The sequence below is a fragment of the Streptomyces sp. Je 1-4 4N24 genome, assembly GCF_026239515.1.
Lineage (GTDB): Bacteria > Actinomycetota > Actinomycetes > Streptomycetales > Streptomycetaceae > Streptomyces > Streptomyces nigrescens.
In genome coordinates, this window is the sequence record NZ_CP110836.1 from 3,633,929 (window position 1) to 3,653,471 (window position 19,543).

General features: G+C 73.1%; 14 protein-coding genes. 8 read left to right on the top strand and 6 right to left on the bottom strand.

The window, feature by feature from the left end:
- Positions 1-95: 95 nt before the first annotated feature.
- Entirely contained in the window at positions 96-2,012 is a 1,917-nt protein-coding gene (locus SLV14N_RS15490) for a hypothetical protein (RefSeq protein ID WP_317633707.1), read from the bottom strand.
- Positions 2,013-2,246: 234 nt separating this feature from the next.
- Complete coding sequence (locus tag SLV14N_RS15495) at positions 2,247-3,641, bottom strand: transcriptional regulator (RefSeq protein WP_127152593.1); 1,395 nt, start codon at positions 3,639-3,641, stop codon at positions 2,247-2,249.
- 450 nt (positions 3,642-4,091) lie between these two features.
- On the opposite strand from SLV14N_RS15495, the gene SLV14N_RS15500 reads away from it, so the two are divergent.
- From SLV14N_RS15500 to SLV14N_RS15525, 6 genes are all read left to right on the top strand, one after another.
- A complete protein-coding gene (locus tag SLV14N_RS15500) occupies positions 4,092-4,763 on the top strand; it encodes a bifunctional DNA primase/polymerase (RefSeq protein WP_208681419.1) in 672 nt (223 codons plus the stop codon).
- 259 nt (positions 4,764-5,022) lie between these two features.
- Complete coding sequence (locus SLV14N_RS15505) at positions 5,023-5,778, top strand: ABC transporter ATP-binding protein (protein ID WP_263273168.1); 756 nt, start codon at positions 5,023-5,025, stop codon at positions 5,776-5,778.
- On the top strand, positions 5,775-7,406 hold the full coding sequence (locus SLV14N_RS15510) for a transporter (RefSeq protein WP_263269702.1): 1,632 nt from the start codon (positions 5,775-5,777) through the stop codon (positions 7,404-7,406). Before SLV14N_RS15505 ends, SLV14N_RS15510 begins: the two co-directional genes overlap by 4 nt.
- Before the next feature lie 116 nt (positions 7,407-7,522).
- Positions 7,523-9,625: a hypothetical protein gene (locus tag SLV14N_RS15515; protein WP_263269704.1), complete on the top strand. Its 2,103-nt coding sequence runs from the start codon at positions 7,523-7,525 to the stop codon at positions 9,623-9,625.
- Positions 9,615-10,928: a hypothetical protein gene (locus SLV14N_RS15520; RefSeq protein ID WP_263269706.1), complete on the top strand. Its 1,314-nt coding sequence runs from the start codon at positions 9,615-9,617 to the stop codon at positions 10,926-10,928. The genes SLV14N_RS15515 and SLV14N_RS15520 overlap by 11 nt, the downstream gene beginning before the upstream one ends.
- Before the next feature lie 400 nt (positions 10,929-11,328).
- Entirely contained in the window at positions 11,329-11,934 is a 606-nt protein-coding gene (locus tag SLV14N_RS15525) for a hypothetical protein (RefSeq protein ID WP_263269707.1), read from the top strand.
- Between the two features lie 65 nt (positions 11,935-11,999).
- On the opposite strand, the gene SLV14N_RS15530 is transcribed toward SLV14N_RS15525, so the two are convergent.
- Complete coding sequence (locus SLV14N_RS15530; RefSeq protein WP_208681423.1) at positions 12,000-12,875, bottom strand: alpha/beta fold hydrolase; 876 nt, start codon at positions 12,873-12,875, stop codon at positions 12,000-12,002.
- Between the two features lie 496 nt (positions 12,876-13,371).
- The gene (locus SLV14N_RS15535) at positions 13,372-14,064 is read right to left on the bottom strand and encodes a metal-dependent transcriptional regulator (protein WP_018089633.1); all 693 of its coding nucleotides are present in this window, start codon (positions 14,062-14,064) and stop codon (positions 13,372-13,374) included.
- Between the two features lie 185 nt (positions 14,065-14,249).
- Here SLV14N_RS15535 and SLV14N_RS15540 point away from each other — a divergent pair, with 185 nt between their 5' ends.
- The gene (locus SLV14N_RS15540) at positions 14,250-15,017 is read left to right on the top strand and encodes an SIS domain-containing protein (protein ID WP_263269709.1); all 768 of its coding nucleotides are present in this window, start codon (positions 14,250-14,252) and stop codon (positions 15,015-15,017) included.
- A 13-nt stretch (positions 15,018-15,030) separates the two neighbouring features.
- Here the strand turns inward: SLV14N_RS15540 and SLV14N_RS15545 are convergent, their stop codons facing one another.
- A complete protein-coding gene (locus tag SLV14N_RS15545; RefSeq protein ID WP_259670759.1) occupies positions 15,031-16,452 on the bottom strand; it encodes a PAS domain-containing protein in 1,422 nt (473 codons plus the stop codon).
- A gap of 520 nt (positions 16,453-16,972) precedes the next feature.
- Positions 16,973-17,596 carry a pyridoxamine 5'-phosphate oxidase gene (gene pdxH / locus SLV14N_RS15550; RefSeq protein ID WP_208681426.1) on the bottom strand — a complete coding sequence of 208 codons (624 nt, stop codon included), beginning with the start codon at positions 17,594-17,596 and terminating at the stop codon, positions 16,973-16,975.
- A gap of 470 nt (positions 17,597-18,066) precedes the next feature.
- Between pdxH and SLV14N_RS15555 the strand changes: the two genes are divergently transcribed.
- Positions 18,067-19,170 (top strand): citrate synthase 2, encoded by a 1,104-nt coding sequence (locus SLV14N_RS15555; RefSeq protein ID WP_208681427.1) that lies wholly within the window; start codon positions 18,067-18,069, stop codon positions 19,168-19,170.
- Positions 19,171-19,543: the final 373 nt, after the last annotated feature.

The window sequence follows — 19,543 nt, forward strand, 5'->3', positions numbered from 1 at the left end:
GGGGGCGGGCAGCCCGGCGCGCCGCCCGCGCGGCACCGGGAGCGGGCCGCCGGAACGGGCCGTCTGGAGCGCGGCGGCGCCCGCCCGTCCGGCGCTCAGAGCTGCTCGGGGCGGCGCTCCGTCAGCCCGTACTTCTTGGCGAGCGGGTTCCAGATCTGCGCCGCCTGCCTCTTGGCCGTGGTGGCCTGACCGCTGGCCGCGTTGCCCTGGGCGGTCTGCCGGGTGACCCGGGCCTTGCCCTTGTGGCAGCCCTTCTTGCCGGCGGCCTGTCCGGCCCACGCCGCGTAGTGGTTGTCCGCGGACGCCGAGGACTGCCAGGCCTTGGTCAGCGCGGCGGTCAGCCGGTCATTGTTCGGGATCTTGTCGACGGGCAGCTGCTGCAGCCGCTTCACCAGGTCGTTGCGCTGCCCGGCCGCAGCCCGCAGGTCCTTGGCCGCGCCGCCGAGGTTGTCACAGGACTTGATGCTGTTGACGGCGCCGATCACCGAGGAGCGGCTGTTGTTGCTGTCGCCCAGCAGCGCGTCCAGACCCTTGGCCTGGGCCTCGGCCGGGTCGGTGGTCGGCTTCGGCTTCTCCGGCTCCTTGGCGTCCTTCGTCGTGTCGGCCCCGGAGCCCTGCTTCTTCGAGGTGTCCTCGCTGCTGCCGCCGCTCAGCGCCCAGCCGAGGCCGAGGCCGGCGCCCGCGAGCGCCACGATGACGATGCCGACGATCACGGCCGGGGCGAGCCGGCGGCGTCCGCTGTCGCCGCCGTCGTCGAACGTGGGCTTCGGCTCATAGCCGCCGCCGGGCGGGAACTGCTGTCCGTAGCCCTGGCCCTGCTGCCCGTACGGCGGGCGGCCCGGGTCCTCGAAACGCGGCAGCTGCGCGGTGGAGTCCGGGGCGCCGGTCTGTCCGGCCTGGCCGGGCGCGCCCGGCCCGTCTCGGAACAGGCCGTCGAACTCGGAGGGGGTGGGACGGTCCCCGGGCGCGCCGGGGCGCACGCCGTAGGGCGCGCCGGGCGGCGGGGTCGGGGCACCGGCGCCCACCGGCGCAATGAGCTGGGTCGCCTCGGCGTCGCCCGCGCCCTGGGCGCCCGGCATCGGCTGGGACTGCGGCATCGGCCGGCCCTGGGGCCCGCCCTGCGTCGGCTTGATCGCGCGCAGCATGGTCGTGGACTCGTCGGGCGTCTCGGGGCGTGAGGCCGCCTCGGGCGGCAGCGGCGCGGCGCCGGGGCCGCCGGACCGGGCGTCGAAGGGCGGTATCAGCGCGGTGGCCTCCGCGTCGCCCGAGGCGGGCGGCAGCGGCGCACCGGTCTGCGGGGTCGCCCGCACCAGCTCGCCGGACGGGCCCTGGGGCTGCTGCCCGTACTGCTGTTGAGGCTGCTGGGCCTGTTGCGGCTGCTGGTACTGGGCCTGCTGCGGCTGCGGGGCCGGCTGCCCGTACGGCTGCTGCGGGGGCTGCTGCCCGTACGACTGCTGCGGGGGCTGCTGACCGTACGACTGCTGCCCCTCGGGCGGAAGTGCGCCGGGCGCACCCTGGCCGGGCTGTGCGCCGTGCGGCATCAGCGCCGTCGCCTCGGCGTCGAAGCCGGTCTGCGGCTGCGGTGCGGCGGGCTGCTGGGGCGCCTGCTGCGGCATCGAGGGCGGCATGGCCTGCGGCGCCTGCTGCTGTTCCTGGGGCGGCGGGAAGCCCTGGCCGCCCTGCGGCTGCGGCGGCACCAGACCCTGCGGGGCCGGCGGCTGCGCCGGGGCGTACGCCTGCTGCGGGCCCTGACCGTAGCCCTGCTGCGGGCTCTGGTCGTACCCCTGCTGTGCGGCGGGCTGCTGGCCCTGGGCGGGCGCCTCGCCGTACGGCTGCGGGGCGGGGGCGGCCTGCTGGCCGGGTCCCCAGGGCTGGCCCCACGGCTGGCCGGCCGGCGGCGCGGCCTGCTGGTCGGGCACCCACGGCTCACCGTTGGCGGGCAGCACAATGCCCTCTCGCGCGGGACCGGCCGCAGAATTCTGCGGGTCGTGACCCTGTCCGCTCTGCGTCACCGTGACTCCTACCAACGTGCAGACCTACGGAATCGTCGGCTGCACGCTACCGGGTCGCAGCAACGTTCGACCACGTCGCCTGGTCACCGCCCCTGCCCGCCCCCGGAACGCCCCGGGCGGGCCCCGCCGTCCGAGTCGTCCGGCGTCCCACGACAAACCCGACGTGGCACGACAAACCAGTCGCCGCCCCGTCTTGGGGCGGTACTCACGCCGCAGTGGCCCGCAGCTCCAGACTCACGCCGCAGTGGCCCGCAGCTCCAGTCGCGCGCTGAACTCCCGCACCACCGGTTCGTCCCGATAAGGCTCCAAACGCAGCTGAAAGTCCTCCAGATACTCCGCGCCACGGTCCGAACGCAGCCCGCCCAGCAGCTCCACCGCCTGGGTGCCCGTATGGCAGGCCTGCTCCACCTCGCGCTGCTGTACCTGGGCGCCGGCCAGCAGCAGCAGACCGATGGCCCGGCGCCGGGCGCGGCCGGCCGGATGCCCGTCCAGCGCCTCCTGCGCCCGCTGTGCGGCGGGTCCCGGCTGCCCCAAATCACGGTGGCAGTGGGCGAGTTCATCGGCCAGGTAGGCCTGGTCGAAGTGGGCGATCCAGACCGGGTCGTCGCCCGCTTCGGCGGCCGCGTCGGCGCGCTCCATCGCGGCGACCGCCCGGCCCGCCACCACCTGGAAGGCCCGGCCGTCGCCCATCAGCGCATGTCCGCGGGCCTCCGCCGCGCAGAACATCGCCTCCGCGCGCGGTGTGACATGACCGCGGGCGCCTTCCTGCGCGGCGCGCGCGAGCTGGGCGATCTCCCGTGGATTGCCGAGCGAGGCGGCGAGATGGCTCATGCTCGCGGCGAGCACATAGCCGCCGTAGCCGCGGTCACCGGCCGCCTGGGCCAGCCGCAGCGCCTGGATGTAGTAGCGCTGGGCGAGACCGGGCTGGCCGGTGTCGACGGCCATGTAGCCGCCCAGTTCGGTCAACCGCGCGACGGCGGCGAAGAGTTCCCGCCCGACGGACTCACGGTACGAGCCGGCCAGCAGCCCCGAGACCACGCTGTTGAGGTAGTGCACGACGACCGGCCGGACGTGTCCGGCACCGAAACGGTGGTCGAGCTCGCTGAGCGCCGTGGTCATGGCGCGGACCGCCTCGACGTCCGAGATCCCGACCCGGGCACCGGCGTTCCGGGCGACCTGGGTGTCCGCCCCGGTGATCAGCCAGTCACGGCTGGGCTCCACCAGGGCGGACGCCGCGACCGTGGAGCCACTGAGGAAGTCGCGCCGGCCGACATCGCTGCGCCACAGCTCACAGACCTGCTCGATCGCCCCGAGGACCGTCGGCGAGAACTGCAGCCCCACTCCGGACGCGAGGTTCTTGCCGTCGGCCATCCCGATCTCGTCGATGGTGACCGTGCGCCCCAGCTTGCGCCCCAGCGCCTCCGCGATGACGGCCGGCGCGCGGCCCCGTGGTTGCTGCCCGCGCAGCCATCTGGCCACGGAGGTCTTGTCGTAGCGGAGGTCGAGACCGTGTTCCGCACCGCACATGTTGACGCGGCGGGCGAGCCCCGCGTTGGAACAGGCGGCTTCCTGGATCAGCGCCTGCAGCCGTTCGTTGGGCTGCCGTGCGACGAGTGGCCTGGCGGCCATGCTTGTACCCCCTGTGTACCGCTGTGCGTTCACCGTCGAACGCCGCTCCCCGTGATCGATTCCCCATGAATATGCCGGATATCCGAGAGATCCGGAATATGCGCGATTGGAGGGATCGTTGTGATATGCGCGTTGCAGAGGTTGCTCGGTTATGAGCGCTTTGCGCCCTGTCCGGTGCTTCCTCGGTGCCGAACGCCGTTCACGGGTGGGGAAGGCTGCGCGGTGCCGTGCACAGATCGCGGCGCCGCCGTGCCGGGCTCCCCCCGGGTGCACTTCGGACTGCCGCCGGGCGGTCCCTCCGCCCGTCAGGCAGGTGGTTACCCGTTCCTCGGGCCCCGCCCGCATACGCGCCCCCACCGGTGCACCCATGCGCCCCACGTGCGAGAACGATGCGCCGGGGGGTTCACCCCTGAGCCGTAACCCTTGGTGACAGCGGAAGTTGTCCTCAGCGTGGAAGAGACCATCGGAGTCACAGGAGCCTCGCAAATCCCCGTGCAGCGCGGCGAGCAGCTGCTCGACACTGCGGTGCGTTACGCGGAAGAACGGCATTGGGACGTGTTCCCCGGCGCATGGCTGGAGCACGACGGTGAGACACCGCGCTGCTCGTGCGACGCCGGCGACTGCGCGGCACCCGGCGCGCACCCCACCGGCCCCGGCTGGGCCGGACAGGCCAGCGGCACCGCGACCGCCGTCCGCCGTATGTGGAGCAAGCAGCCGCGGGCCTCGATCCTGCTGCCGACGGGCCGGACGTTCGAGGCGCTCGACGTGCCCGAGACCGCGGGCTGTCTGGCGCTGGCCCGTATGGAGCGGATGGGGCTGGCGCTCGGCCCGGTCACCCGCACCCCCGACCGCCGGATGCTCTTCCTCGTCCTCCCCGGCGCCTCGGTGAAGGTGCCCGCCCTCGTACGCGCCCTGGGCTGGGCGCCGGCCGCGCTCGATCTGATCTGCCGCGGCGAGGGCGAGTACATCGCCGCACCGCCGACCCGGGTGGGCGCGCACGGCTCGGTGCAGTGGGCGCGCCGCCCCACCCCCGCCAACCGCTGGCTGCCGGACGCGGAGGAGCTGATCAGCCCGCTCGCCTATGCCTGCGCACGGGACGCGGTCGCTCTCCGGGCGCGCTGATCCCTGACCGGTCCGCTCCCCTTGTCCCCAGGCTGTCCACAGTCCCGCCCCGTCCCGGTATCCGCCCGTATCGTGGGATGCCGACGGGGGTCGGGACCGGCCCCTGCGGGGACGTCGAAGGGCAGGACCGGTGGCGAACGAGCCGGAAGACATCGATGAGCGGGGCGCATCGGCACCGCCGCAGCGCACCACGGCCGCTTCTGCGGGCGGGCCGGCCGCGGCCCCCGGGGGCGGCGCGGCCGGCCCGCCCGCCGTCCGCATCCAGGGCCTGTGGAAGAAGTTCGGCGAGCAGATCGCCGTCAACGGCATCGATCTGACGCTGCCCGCCGGCCGCTTCATCGGACTGGTCGGCCCCAACGGCGCCGGCAAGACCACCACCCTGTCCATGGTGACGGGCCTGCTGCGGCCGGACGCCGGGCTGGTCGAGATCGGCGGCCACGACGTCTGGCGGGACCCGGTGTCCGTCAAGTCCCGGATCGGGGTGCTCCCCGAGGGGCTGCGGCTCTTCGAGCGGCTGTCGGGCCGCGAACTCCTCGGCTACATAGGGCGTCTGCGCGGTCTTCCGGGCGACGAGGTCGACAAGCGGGCCGCTCAGCTGCTGGACGTGCTCGATCTGGCCGGATCGCAGCACAAGCTGGTGGTCGACTACTCCACCGGTATGCGCAAGAAGATCGGGCTGGCGGCGGCGCTGCTGCACAACCCCGAGGTCCTCTTCCTCGACGAGCCCTTCGAAGGCGTCGACCCGGTGTCGGCGCAGACCATCCGCGGCGTACTGGAGCGCTACACCGCCTCCGGCGCGACGGTGATCTTCTCCAGCCATGTGATGGAACTGGTCGAGTCGCTCTGCGACTGGGTCGCGGTGATCGCCGCCGGGCGGATCCGGGCGGACGGCCCGCTCGCGCAGGTGCGCGGCGCGGCGCCCTCGCTGCAGGACGCGTTCCTCGAACTCGTCGGCGCGAACGACCGGGGCGCTGGAGCGAACCTGGACTGGCTGGGCGGTGGCGGCGCCCGATGAGCAGCGAATCCGCTGCGGTGGCCGCACGGCCGGCCGCCGCACCGTCCCTGACCGCCGTCTTCGTACGGCTGAAGCTGACGCTGCTGCGCAACGGGCTGCGTCAGTCGACCGGGCGCACGCTGGCGTATGTCTCGTCCGTCATCGTGGGCCTGCTGTTCGCCTCGGGCGTCGTGGTGGGGCTGATCGCGCTGCGCGGCAACCCCCATGTCGGCGCGCTGGTCGTGCTGCTCACCGGGATCCTCACCCTGGGCTGGGCGGCGATGCCGCTGTTCTTCCCGGCGAGTGACGAGACCCTCGATCCGACCCGGCTGGTCATGCTGCCGCTGCGGCCGCGGCCGCTGATCGTCTCGCTGCTGGTGGCCTCGCTCGTCGGCATCGGCCCGGTCGTCACCCTGGCGCTGGTGACCGGCTCGGTGATCGCGGTCGCGGACGGGGCGGCCGCCGCGGCCGTCGGCGTGGTGGCCGTGGTCCTGGTGGTGCTGGTGTGCGTGTCGCTGGCCCGGGCGGTCGCCACCGCCTCGGTACGGCTGCTGACCAGCCGGCGGGGCCGCGATCTCGCCGTGCTGAGCGGCCTGTTCATCGCCATCGGCGCCCAGGGCGTCAATGTCGCCGCCCAGAAGCTGGGTCGGCCGGACGGCCTGTCCGTACTGGAGCCGCTGGGCAACATCCTGCGCTGGGTGCCGCCGGTGTCCGCGGTGGGCGCCGTCGACGACGCCGGACACGGGGAGTACGGGCGGGCGCTGGCCGGCCTGGGGCTGACGGTGCTGGCGCTGGTCCTGCTGTTGTGGTGGTGGCAGCGCACCCTGACCACCCTGATGACGTCCCCGGACTCCTCCACCCTCCAGGCGGTGGAGAAGGACAGCGCACGCCGCAGCGGGGAGCGGGGCCTTGCGCGGCTGCTGTCGCGCGGGCGCACCGGCACGGTCATCCTCCGTTCGCTGCGCTACGGATGGCGCGACCCCAAGTCGAAGATGTCGTGGGCGACCGCGCTCGCCGCCGGACTGCTGGTACCGGTCATCTCGGCCGTCCAGGGCAACGGCAGCATCTACACCGCGTTCTCGGCGGCCACGCTGCTCGGCCTGCAGATGTACAACCAGTTCGGCCAGGACACCTCGGCGTTCTGGATGGTCGCCTCGACGATCGCCACCCCGCGGGACGCCTATCAGGAGCTGCGCGCCCGCGCGTTGGCGCTGGCGCTGGTGGCCGTCCCGTACGTCACGCTGGTCGTCATCGGCAGCGCGGCGCTCATCGGGCCGTGGTCGGCGTTCCTGGAGGTGTACGGGCTCTCGCTGGCGGTGCTGGGCGCCCTGCTGGCCACCGGGGCGCTGTCGTCGGCGCTCTTCCCGTATTCGATCCCCTCGGAGGGCAACAAGAACGTCGCGCCGGGGCAGGGCGCGATCGCCTGGTTCAGTCTCTTCGGCGGGGTCGTGGCGGGTGCCGTGCTGTGCGCACCGCTGCTGGGCCTGACGATCTGGCTTCATGTCGCGGGCCTGCACCACCTGCTGTGGGTGCTGCTGCCGGCCGGTGTGGTCTACGGCGTGGGCATCGCGGTGCTGGGGCTGCGGCTGGCGGCACCGCGGGTGGCGGGGCGGCTGCCGGAGATTCTGGGGGCCGTCAGCAAGGGCTGAGCACCCGCGCCGGCCGGGCCCCGGCGGCCTCGCCGTGGAGTTGTCCACAGGCCCCACCGGCCGGCGCGCGGTGGCGGTAGCGTCATTCACGACCTGGACGAAGGGTGGTGGGGGCGGTGCTGCGCGCCGGATTGACGCTGGTGACGGGCTGGTTGACGGTGCTGTTCTGCGCCGGGGCGGTGCAGGCGGCGCCGGCCGGTCCCCACGCACCCGGCGGCCCGACCCAGTTCGCTTACCTCGCCGAGCAGCTCCGCAGGAGCCCGGTCCACGTCAGCGACCAGATCCCCCGCGAGGTCCCCCGGTCGACCGCGCCCGCCTTCGCCCGGGAGGCCCGGCGGCTGGGCGTGCCGACGTACGTCATGGTCCTGCCGCACGCCTCCTACGGCACCGCCGCGGACGGTCTGCTCGCCGGTGTCCATGACCGGCTGGGACGCAAGGGCCTGTATGTCGCCCTGAGCGACACGGGCCTGGAGGCGGCGCAGACATACGGCGTGGACCTGCCCGGCACGGCGGACGCGGTCACGGAAGCGGTGTACGCGATGCCGTACGACGCCACGCCCCGCGAGGTGTTCCGGCACTTCGTCGACGTGGTCACCTCGGGGGAGGCGCATCAGCGCGCCGAGGAGGCGCGCGCCGCATACGACGACGGCGGGCTCGACGAGCCCCCCGGTCTGCACACCGACACCACCGAGCGCGAGAACCAGAGCCTTGTGACGGGCATCGCGGTCCTCGGCATTCCCCTGACCGTGCTGCTGGTGACGGTCCATGCCCTGCAGCGGCGCCGGGTGCGGCGGGCCGCGGCAGCGGGCGGACCGGTGCGGGGACCGGGGGCGCGAGGTGGTCCGCAGGGCGGGGGCCGGACGGCCGGTGGCCGCACGACGGGGAGCGGCCGGCAGCGGCCGGTTGGCGGTCCCGGACCGTTCCCCCGCGAGCGGCTGCTGCCCCTGATGCTGGGTGCCGCCGTGCTGGGCGGGCTGGTCGCCTTCACCGCCTCCCAGATCTTCGACGACACGACCAGTGGTGACGGCTCCCGTCCCACGGCCGCGGATATGCGGGCCCGGATCGACCGGGTGTCCGCCGGACTGCGCCGCGACCCGCTCTACCTCGATCCGGAGAGCCGGTCCACGCTGGACAGCACCGAGCGCGCCCACCTCAGCAAGCGGCTGCGGGAGCTGGACGTTCCGGTGGTGATCGCCGCCGTGCCCACCCCGCCGGACGACGAGTCCGGGGGCAGCAAGGAGCTGCTGGCCAAGGAGGTGCACGACCGGCTGCACCGCAATGTCCTCATGGTGCTCGCCGACCCGGCGACCGGCGTCATCGAACTCGTCAACTACAGCACCCGCATCGACGACAGCTACCTCGTCAACCGTCCGCGCGACCTCACCTACACCGGGCCCGCCGAGGAGCAGCTCGGCCGTCATCTGGACGAGCTGCTGACGTATGTCGACAAGGCTCCACGGGCCAGGACGGGCGGCAGGCCCTATGACCCGCCGCCCGCCGCCGACCCCGTCGAGGAGAAGGCGCTGCCCGGTCTGTTCACCGGGGACTTCGAAGCCGGGATGGTCCTCGGCACCTTCGCCGCGGGTCTGGTCTTCGGGCTGGTCGTGGCGGCCCGTGCTCTCGCCCGCCGGCTGGTCCGGCGCGGGAGACCGGCGGGCCGGGGAGCGGGTGGCGCAGCGGCCCCCTCAGCGCCGGACCGGCCCACGCCGGCATGGCTGCGGCGCACCGCCCGGCAGGATCTCGATGCCCTCACCGCCGCCCTGGAGGCTTCGGCTTCGCTGCCCGAGGAGGCCCGGCGCAGGGCCTGGGAGTGCCTGGACGCCGCGGCGCTGCTGGTCGACGGCGACAGCGACGGCCGGATCGACGCCGATGCCACGCCCGTCGGCCTCACCTGTGCCGTGGTGCTGGCCCGCGCCGGACGGACCGCGATCGAGGAACCGGCCGCCGCGCGGTATGTCTGCCATCGCAATCCGCTGCACGGCGCGGCCCGCAGACCCGCACCGGGACGGCCCGCCGGCGGCCCGGCGCGGTCGTTGCCGGTGTGCGAGACGTGCCGGGTGACGCCGGGCCCGGTGTTGCGGCTGCGCTCTCCGGGGAGCGGCGGACGCGGCGCGTATGCCGCGTACCCCACGCTGACGGGACCGCTGGCGGCGCTCGGCGACGGCGTCGGAATCGATCAACTCACCCTCGATGTACGGGAGTACTTCGGTGTGCACTGACCTCGTTCACCCCGCCGGTCCGCAGCGGGCCTCCGCCACCACCCGCCGGCTGCGCAGGGCCGTCGCCCTCGGCACCGCGTCCGTCGCGCTGCTGTGCGGCACCGCGGCGCCGAGTGCGGCCGCCGAGAGCCCGGGGCAGAAGATCGCCGATGCGCTGCGCCGCTCCCCCGTCCATGTCGACCCGTCCCTCACCTCCGCCGTCGACGCGGAACAGCAGCGGGAACTGGCCGCGCGGATCCGGCGGAGCCGGCTGCCGATCCGGGTGGCGCTGGTGCCGCTGGTCGAGGGCGACAGCTGGGGCGGCAAACCGGAGCAGCTCGCCGAGGTGGTCCATGACCGGATGGGCGGCGGCCCGTCCATCCTCATCACGCTCGGGAACTACCCCGATGACATCGCCGCCCGCGAGTGGCCCTCTGACGCGCATCAGGCGTTCCACGCCGCCGCGGCGGTCTTCTTCCAGAAGGACATGAAGGGCGCGGGGCCGGCGAAGCGGGTCGCCCGCGCGATCGACATCATCGAGGCCGGCAACGGCGACACGGTGTACGCGCGGGCCACCGCCGGTCTCGGCACCTCGAAGCCCCCGCAGGACACGGCGGACGGCGCGGGCACGAAGGCCGCGTCCGCGCACGGCTCCCCCTTCGTACGGCTCCTGTCCCTCGTCGTCGGGCCGGTGCTGTTGCTGGCCGCGGTCGGGCTGTTGCTGCGGCGCCGCTCGCGGCTGCGGGACCTCTCGACGCCGTTCGCGCTGCCGCGCTCGGTCTTCGCCGCCGCCCGGCAGGCGGACGAGGCGGGGCTGCGTGACCGTGCCGCCGAGGAGGTCGTACGGCTGGGAGAGGAGGCGCGCACCGCACAGGGCGCCGCGGCAGCCGTCGAGCGGGCGCTCGACGCCTATGCCGCGGCCGGCGCGGTCCTGGACCGGGCGCGTGGAGTCCCGGACCTGGCAGGGGTGTTCGCGCTGGTCGCCGAGGGCCGGGCGGCCCTCTCCGCGGCCGCGGGCGCGCTCCCGCTGTGCTTCTTCCATCCCCTGCACGGCCCGGCCGTGCGCCGCATACCCTGGCGCCCGCTGGGCCGGCGCGAGCAGCTGCGGGTCGCCGCCTGCGAGACCTGTCTGCGGGCGGTACGCACCCGGCGTGCCCCGGAGGTGCTGACCGACCGGCGGGACGGCCGCCCGGTGCCGTACTTCGAGGTCCCCGCCGAGGACAGCCTCTGGGCGGCCACCGGCTATGGCTCACTACTGGGCGGCGCCGCCGACTCCCTCGCCGGGCGGGTCCAGCGCGGCGACTTCACCCGCACACAGGACTGACCGGCACACGGCTTCGGGCCCTGCCCCCACACCCCGCCGACGTGGCATGCCGGCCACGCCCGCCGGCCCACGCCACCCCATGCCCCGTGCCGTCTCGTGCCCCCATGCCGCCCGTGCCGCCCCTGCCCCCATGTGACGCGCCCTCACTTGGAAGATTCCGTCAATTGATGTGACACAGCAATCACATGGAATTCACCGCCAATTGGACAAACACTCAGGGGAACACCCCAGCCTTTTCGGGAATTTCACGCGAATCGCCAAGGGCGGTCCCGATTCCCACTCACGGCAATGTTTCGACAAATCCGAAAGCCCACTCCTATGCTCCGCTCACACAGCCGTTCGCGGAACACACGGGGAACCGTGTTGTGCGACGGGGGAGAACGCCTGCTAGGAGAATGTTGTGCTGCACAAGAAGACCGCTTTGCTGCGCGCCGCCGCGCCCGTTGCCGTACTGGCGCTGGCACTGACCGCCTGTGGCGGCAACAAGAAGAGCACCACCACCACCGAGAACGACGCACCCAAGACGGAAAAGGGCTCGTCGGCCCCGGCGGGCGGCGGAGAACTGAAGCCCGGTCAGGGCGGTACGGGGAAGTTCAAGGAAGAGGACGGCACCATCACCTATGAGGTCGCCGCACAGAAGGTGAAGGTGAGCACCGAGGCCGAGACCAAGAAGCTGGTCTCGGACCCGAAGCGGGCAAAGGGCCTGGTGGCCGCCACCGCATGGGTGAAGTACACGAACAAGGGCGGCGGTGTCGTCAAGGAATCGCCCGACGTGGCCGACGAGTCCGAGATCTACGCGGACGGCCAGCGCGGCGGTCTGCTCATCGGTGCCGCCGAGGACGGTCCGGGCTGCGAGGACACCATCGACATCGAGAACTGGAAGACGGGGCAGAGCCACACCGTCTGCCAGACCTACATGATCCCCAAGGGCGCGAAGTCCGTGGAGGTCCACTGGACCGGCGAGGGCAGCTCCCCGCTGATCTGGAAGTTCGACAACGCCGGCTGAGCCGGCGGCATGCCGGATGCCGTGCGCCAGGGCCCCCGGGAGCCCTGGCGCACGGCAGAGGGCTTCTACTTCGGCATCGTGGCCGCCTGGAGAAACGGTTCGATGGCGGCGCACCAGGCGTCGGGCTGCTCCCACGGGAGCAGATGCCCGGCGTCGGGGATCTCGGCGTAGGCACCACGGGGCAGGACCCGGACCATCTCCTGGGCCTCGGCGCGGCCGAGTTCGGCATCGAGGCCGCGGACCACGAGGGCCGGGCACGGCACCTGGGCGAGCTCTTCCCAATGGGCGTCATGGACCCAGGTCTCACGGGCACTGAGCATCTGCCGGCGGGAGAAGACAGGCCGCCAGCCGTCGGCGCGCTCGGCCATCACCTCGGCGAAGAACTCCCCGCGGGCGGGTCTGGGCCGCTCCAGGGTCGGATCGTCCTCGCCGAACCACTTACGGACATCCGCGAGGGTGGCGAAGGGCACCGGCCAGGACCGGAACCACTCGGTCCATTCGCGCTGCGAGGCCGCGCCGAGCGCCGACGCCCGCATATCGCAGATGACCAGCGCACTGACCAGATCCGGGCGCCGGGCCGCTAACTGCCACGCCGTCAGGGCGCCCATGGCATGCCCGACAAGGGCGACCGGGGCGAGGCCGAGCTGCTCGATGGCGGCGATGGCGTCATCGACATACGCCTCGCGGTCATACGGCCCCTCGGCGGGCTTCTCGCTGCGGCCGTGGCCCCGCTGGTCCAGCGCGACCGGGCGGTGACGGGCGCTCAGGCGGCGTGCGGTGGCCGCCCAGTGCGAGGCGCGCCCCATCAGGCCATGGAGCAGCAGCACGCCCGGCCGCTGCTCGCCCTCCTCCAGCCCGCCGCCGATCTTGGGCGGGTCGGTGAACTCCCAGGCGGCGAGACGCACGCCATCAGCCCCTGCTACATCGATGCGCCGCACCATGTGCCCTGGCACCCCCAATCGTCCCTTGAGCAGCTCCACACTATCGAACCCCTATTCGAACGCGCCGTTCCGACGCGGAACACCCCTCGTTCGAGTGACCTCGCTCAAGGATTGGCCGCGCCCGCCACGGGGAGACATCTGCCGGGAGGCGGGCCCTACCGGGAAGGGGGCCCGTGGGGACAGACCCTGGGAGCTCGGGGCTCCGGGTCTTGGGTGGGGGACATGGGGAGGCAGGGCCCCGGCTGCTCGCAGCGCCGGGGCCCTGACTGTCTCCCGAGCAAGTGGATGCATCCGAGCCCCCTCCCTGGCCAGGACAGGCCGATGCATGGCCATGCGTCAGGGTGGCACGAGACCGGCCGTATCGCACGGATTCGCACAAGTCCGTTCAGCGGGAAAGAACTTGCCGGGCCCGCCGAACAGCGCGTCAGCGCAGCTCAGCGGGCTCGGAGGTGACGTACGGACGGGAGTGCGGAAAAGAAAACAGCCGAAACTGCTTTCAGCGCTTGGCCACGAAGACATGCGAGGCGATCTCGGAGTCCAGCTCGGCGGCCTCGCCGCTGCTGCCGACCAGCACCCCGGCCGGCGACTCCGTCACGCTCACCACCGCGCCCGGCTGCACACCGGCCCGCCGCAGGGTGTACATCAGCTGGGCGTCCGCCTGGATCGGCTCACCGATCCGGCGCACCACGGCCGTCTTGCCGTCGGCCCCGGCGTCCAGATCCATCAGGCTCACCATGCCGGCGTCCAGGAACGGGTCGCCCCCGGCCTTCTCGCCCAGCTCCTCCAGCCCCGGGATGGGGTTGCCGTACGGGGACTCCGTGGGATGCCGCAGCAGTTCCACGACGCGGCGCTCGACCGCCTCGCTCATCACATGCTCCCAGCGGCAGGCCTCGGCGTGGACCTGCTCCCATTCGAGCCCGATGACGTCGACGAGCAGGCACTCGGCGAGGCGGTGCTTGCGCATCACCCGCGTCGCCAGCCGCCGGCCCTCCTCCGTCAGCTCCAGATGCCGGTCGCCCGCGACCTGCAGCAGGCCGTCTCGCTCCATGCGCGCCACCGTCTGGCTCACCGTCGGGCCGCTCTGTTCGAGCCGCTCCGCGATGCGGGCGCGCATGGGGACCACACCCTCCTCTTCCAGTTCGAGGATGGTGCGGAGATACATCTCCGTGGTGTCGATCAGTCCGGACATGCGTGCCCCTCGATGTGTGGTGCGGTGGCCCTGGACTCAATTCTGACGCATCCCACTGACAACGGTGCCGCCTCGTCCATTCGCCGGACCCTCTCAGCCGTATTGACAGGGCACTGGTCCAGACCGCAACGTGATCCGCGCCACTGATCAGAAACGCCGAGATCCGACGAGAGGGGCCCGCGGACATGGCTGAGAGCGACCGGAGCGACCGGCTGGCCGGGAAGTACTTCGACGCCGCGATCGGCCTGCTGCAGCAGGTCCGCGACGCGGAAGGCGACCGGATCGCCGCGGCCGGAGCGCTGATCGCGGACACCGTCGCGGCGGGCGGCCGGGTCTTCTCCTTCGGTGCCGGGCACTCCTCGCTCCCCGCCCAGGACACGGTCTACCGCGCGGGCGGGCTGGCGATCATGAATCTGCTGTCCGTCCCGGGCGTGGTCGGCGTGGACGTGCGGCCGGCGACCCTCGGCAGCGCGCTGGAGCGGGTCGACGGGCTGGCCGCGGCCGTCCTGGACACCAGCCCGCTGGAGCCGGGCGATGTGCTGGTGATCATCTCGCTCTCCGGGCGCAATGCGCTGCCCGTCGAGATGGCCCTGCACGCCCGCGCCCTCGGCATCAAGGTCATCGGCGTGACATCGGTGGCGTACGCGGACGCGACCACCTCCCGGCACGCCTCCGGCGACTTCCTCAGGGACCACTGCGATCTCGTGCTCGACAGCCGGATCCCGGTCGGCGACGCGGAGCTGACGCTGCCGGGCATCGACGCGCCGTTCGCCCCCGCCTCCACGGTCGTCACCAGCGCGATCATGCAGGCCGTGGTGGCGACGGCCGCGGGCACGCTCGCCGAGCGGGGCATCGACCCGCCACTGCTGCGGTCCGGCAACGTCGACGGCGGGCACGAGTGGAATGCCCAGGTGATGGGCGCGTACGCGGACCGGATCTTCTACCGGCAGTGAGCGGCGGGCGCTCTCAGCGCGCGGCCGCGCCCGCGAGATCCAGGGCAGCGGCGATCCGGGCCGCGACCTCCTCCGCGTAGTCCGCGTCCGCGCGGTCGAACGGACGGCGCGCGGGCGCCCGCAGAAAGGTCGCGACGCCGAGCCTGCGGCCGCGGCTGCACAGCACCACACACAGCCCGTGCACGGTGCCGTCCGGCCAATTACGGGCGGCCGCCCAGCCCTCGGGCGAGGCGGGCCCGGCGCTGGTACGCACCGAACCGCGCCGCTCGTACGCCTGGAGCGCCGGATGGCCCGGCACATAGGGCGCGGGGATGCCGTTCGCCGCCAGCGTCTCGGACGGCCCGGGGGAACCGGCCGGGGACACCAGGGTCCGCACCAGACGGGGCGCGCCCGCTCGCGCACGCCGCCTGGCCCCCGCACCGGTGACGTCGGCGGCCCCGGCACCGGACAACGGTCCACCCCCGCCCCCGGCGCCCTCCACACCGTCCACACCCTCCACTGCGTACGCGTCGAACGCATCGCCCTCGGCGACCGCCCCGAACGGGGCCGGCGCGGGCGTCGTGGCGAGATCGACCAGCCCGTGGTCGGCGAAGCCCGCCAGCGCGAAGTCGAGGTGGACCGCGGCGGCCCCGGCCGGGTCCGGGCACTCCGCGGCCGCCCGGCCGGCCCGGTGCAGCTGCTGGGCACGGAAGCGCAGCAGGGAGTTCTCCCGCTCGGCGCGCTTGGCGTCCGTGACGTCCTGGAAGAGCCAGGCCACGCCCAGCGGTACCGGCTCCTCCGCCAGCGGGGAGGCCAGCCGGACGAAGCCGCTGCGCCAGCACCGGCGCGGCACCTCGGCCTCCGCGGAGCGCAGCGTCACCCACAGCTCGGCGGCGGCCGGCGGCGCGCCCTCGGCGAGGACGTGCTGCAGGGCGCACTCCAGCTCCTCGACGCCCTGCGCCAGCAGTTCGCCCAGGGGGCGGCCCAGCAGAGCCGTGCGCCCCACGCCCAGGGCGCGGGCGGCGTGTGCATTGACGACCGCGGGCCGCAGATCGGCGTCGATCAGCACCACGCCCCACGACGCGTCCTCGAACAGCGCCTCGCTGAGCGCGATGGACCGCTCCAGGTCCATCTGGGTGTGCACCTCGCTGAAGGCGCAGTACACGCCCACGACCCGGCCGCCGGGAGCGCGGACCGCGGAGGACTGGGTGCGGACGAGGACGCGGTGGCCGTCCTTGGTCAGCAGGGCGAACTCATGGACCTGGCGGCCCGGGGAGCGCATGGCGGCCGCCAGCGCGGCCTCGATCCCGTCGGCGTCCTCCTTGCGGACCGCCCAGCCGGTCAGGCCCGTACGGCCGACAGCCTCGGCGGTGGTCCAGCCCAGGATGCGCTCGGCCTCGTGGTTCCAGTGGGTGACCGTGCCATCCGCGGCGAAGGCGGCCAGGGCGGCGTCCATACCGTCCAGGAGCGCGGCGAGCAGACCCGAGTCATCGGTCTCGTCGGCGGCGCAGCGCGCCGAGGCCGACGCGGCGGAAGAAGCTGACGAAGCAGTCACTGGCACCCCTTATGAACGCGGCCACACATGCTCCACCTGGGAACATTCAACTGGAACGTGACACAGCACACACCCGATTCGCGGAAATCGTTGCTAACGGGAAATTCCCTTGTGTGCGGCCGGACGGCTTCCTAATGTGTGGAGCACACGAGAAGGGAGGTGGTTCGGCAGATGATTTCGCACCGGACGCGTGAGGTGGCTGCGGGCTAGCGGCCCGTCGCTTCACCGAAGTGCAGCGCCGGACCAGCGCATACTGCAGATGCGCAGCCGGCCAATCCCAAGCAGTCACCCGACCCGCGGGCTGCCGGTTCGTCCGACCGGCCCTTCGCGCCACCGAGCGCGGAGGAAACAGCCCGCGGGTCGTCTGCGTCTGCGTATGACAGACGCCCCGCGGCCCGGCAAGGGGGCACCGGCCCCGCCCTCAGGGCGCCAGGCGCTCCACGCTCCAGGCGTCGCCCTCCCGCACGTACCGCAGCCGGTCGTGCAACCGGTTGAGCCGGCCCTGCCAGAATTCGATCGTTTCGGCGGCGATCCGATAGCCACCCCAGTGCGGCGGCGCCGGCACCTGCTCGCCCTCCGGGTAGCGGGCCGCCAATTCCTCGTAGGCGCGCTCCAGTTCCTCGCGCGAGCCGACCCGTGCGGACTGGTCGCTGGCCCAGGCGCCCAGCTGGGAGCCGTGCGGGCGGGTGCGGAAGTAGGCGGCGGTCTCGTCCCGGCCGATGCGCTCCGCGGCGCCGGTCACCACGACCTGACGGGCGAGGGGGTGCCAGGGGAACAGCAGCGAGATGGCCGGATTTTCGGCCAGTTCACGGCCCTTCCGGCTGTTGTAGTTCGTGAAGAACACAAAGCCGCGGTCGTCGAACGCCTTCAGGAGCACGGTCCGTGAGCTCGGCCGGCCCGCCGGGTCCACCGTCGAGACGACCATCGCGTTCGGCTCGTGCAGACCGGCCACCGTCGCGTCCTTGAACCAGCGCGCGAACTGGTCGTACGGGCTGGCGGCAAGGTCGGACTCGACGAGTCCCTCGGCGCGGTAGTGGGCACGCATGGAAGAGGGGTCGGGGGTCTCGCCATGAGGCGCGTCGGCTGGGTGCACGGCCTCATCTTGCAACACCCGGTCGGACGCGGTCAGCCGGGAGGGGCGGAAGTCTGCCCCTCGTCGACCGGCCGTAACCCTCCCGTCGGCAGATCGACCGGTGTGCGGGTCGCACGCCTCCCCGCAGGTGAGGGACCCGCCACAATCAGGGGCAGGCCCCCTGTGGACCCCGGGCGCAGAGAGCTATCGTGTCCGTCCGGCCTGAAGGGCGCACCACAGCGCACCTGGCCGCCCGCGGACCGACCACCGCGGACAAGACCGTCGCGTGACCCACCCCCTGGCGGGGCATCACCGGGGTGACCGGTACGGACCGCGAGCTGCCGGCGCAGCCGCGGAACCGCACCGGCACCGCACACCAGAGACTCGACCGCACGGCAGCCGGTCACGGACCGTTTGCCGTCCCCATCTTGAGGAGCTGCCTGATGTCCGACTTCGTACCCGGGCTCGAAGGAATCATCGCGTTCGAGACGGAGATCGCCGAGCCGGACAAGGAAGGCGGTTCGCTCCGCTACCGCGGTGTCGACATCGAAGATCTCGTCGGGAAGGTGTCCTTCGGAAACGTCTGGGGACTGCTGGTCGACGGCGCGTTCAACCCCGGCCTGCCGCCCGCGGAGCCCTTCCCGATCCCGGTGCACTCCGGTGACATCCGGGTCGATGTGCAGTCGGCGCTCGCCATGCTCGCGCCCGTATGGGGCCTGAAGCCGCTCCTGGACATCGACGAGCAGACGGCCCGTGACGACCTCGCCCGCGCCGCGGTGATGGCGCTGTCGTACGTGGCCCAGTCGGCCCGCGGGCCGGGCCTGCCGATGGTGCCGCAGAAGGAGATCGACAAGGCGGACACCATCGTGGAGCGCTTCATGAAGCGCTGGCGCGGCGAGCCCGACCCCCAGCACGTCAAGGCCGTCGACGCCTACTGGACCTCGGCCGCCGAGCACGGCATGAACCCCTCCACCTTCACCGCCCGCGCCATCGCCTCCACCGGCGCGGATGTGGCAGCCGCGCTGTCCGGCGCGGTCGGCGCGATGTCCGGTCCGCTGCACGGCGGCGCCCCCTCCCGTGTCCTCGGCATGATCGAGGACGTCGAGCGGACCGGCGACGCCTCCGCCTACGTCCGGCAGGCGCTGGACAAGGGCGGCCGGCTGATGGGCTTCGGCCACCGCGTCTACCGCGCCGAGGACCCCCGTGCACGAGTGCTGCGGCGGACCGCCCAGGAACTGGGTGCCCCCCGCTTCGAGGTCGCCGAGGCCCTGGAGAAGGCCGCGCTGCAGGAGCTGCGCAGCCGCCGCCCGGACCGGGTGCTGGCCACCAACGTCGAATTCTGGGCCGCCATCGTCCTGGACTTCGCCGAGGTCCCGGCCCACATGTTCACCTCGATGTTCACCTGCGCCCGTACGGCGGGCTGGAGCGCGCACATCCTCGAACAGAAGCGGACGGGCCGACTGGTGCGGCCGTCGGCCCGGTACGTAGGGCCCCGTACGCGCAGCCCGCGGGAGATCGACGGGTACGACGGCCTCGCGGCGCGGTAAGCAGGCTTCCCACGTTTTCGGCTTTCCCGCCGTGGTTGTTGCTCGCCGTTGCGGGTCCGCTGCGCGGGGCTTGGGCGCGGGTGATGCTTGCGGGTCCCCGCCGTGGCGCCTGCGGCGGGCCGGTCCGCTGCGCGGGGCTGTCGGGTACGGTGACGGACCTCCGGGGTAGGGGTGTGGGACTGCTTCGCTTTACGTCCCACACCCCTACCCCTCCGGCCCGTCCCCTCCCGTTGGTGGGTGGGAAAAACGGCTGGTGGGGGTGCCCGCCGGTGGTCCACTGCTCCTCGCGAAGCAGAAGTGAAAGCGCCGCCTACGGACGCCCGCCCCCACCCACCGCCACTACTCCCCCAACAGGAGGGGACGGGCCGGAGGG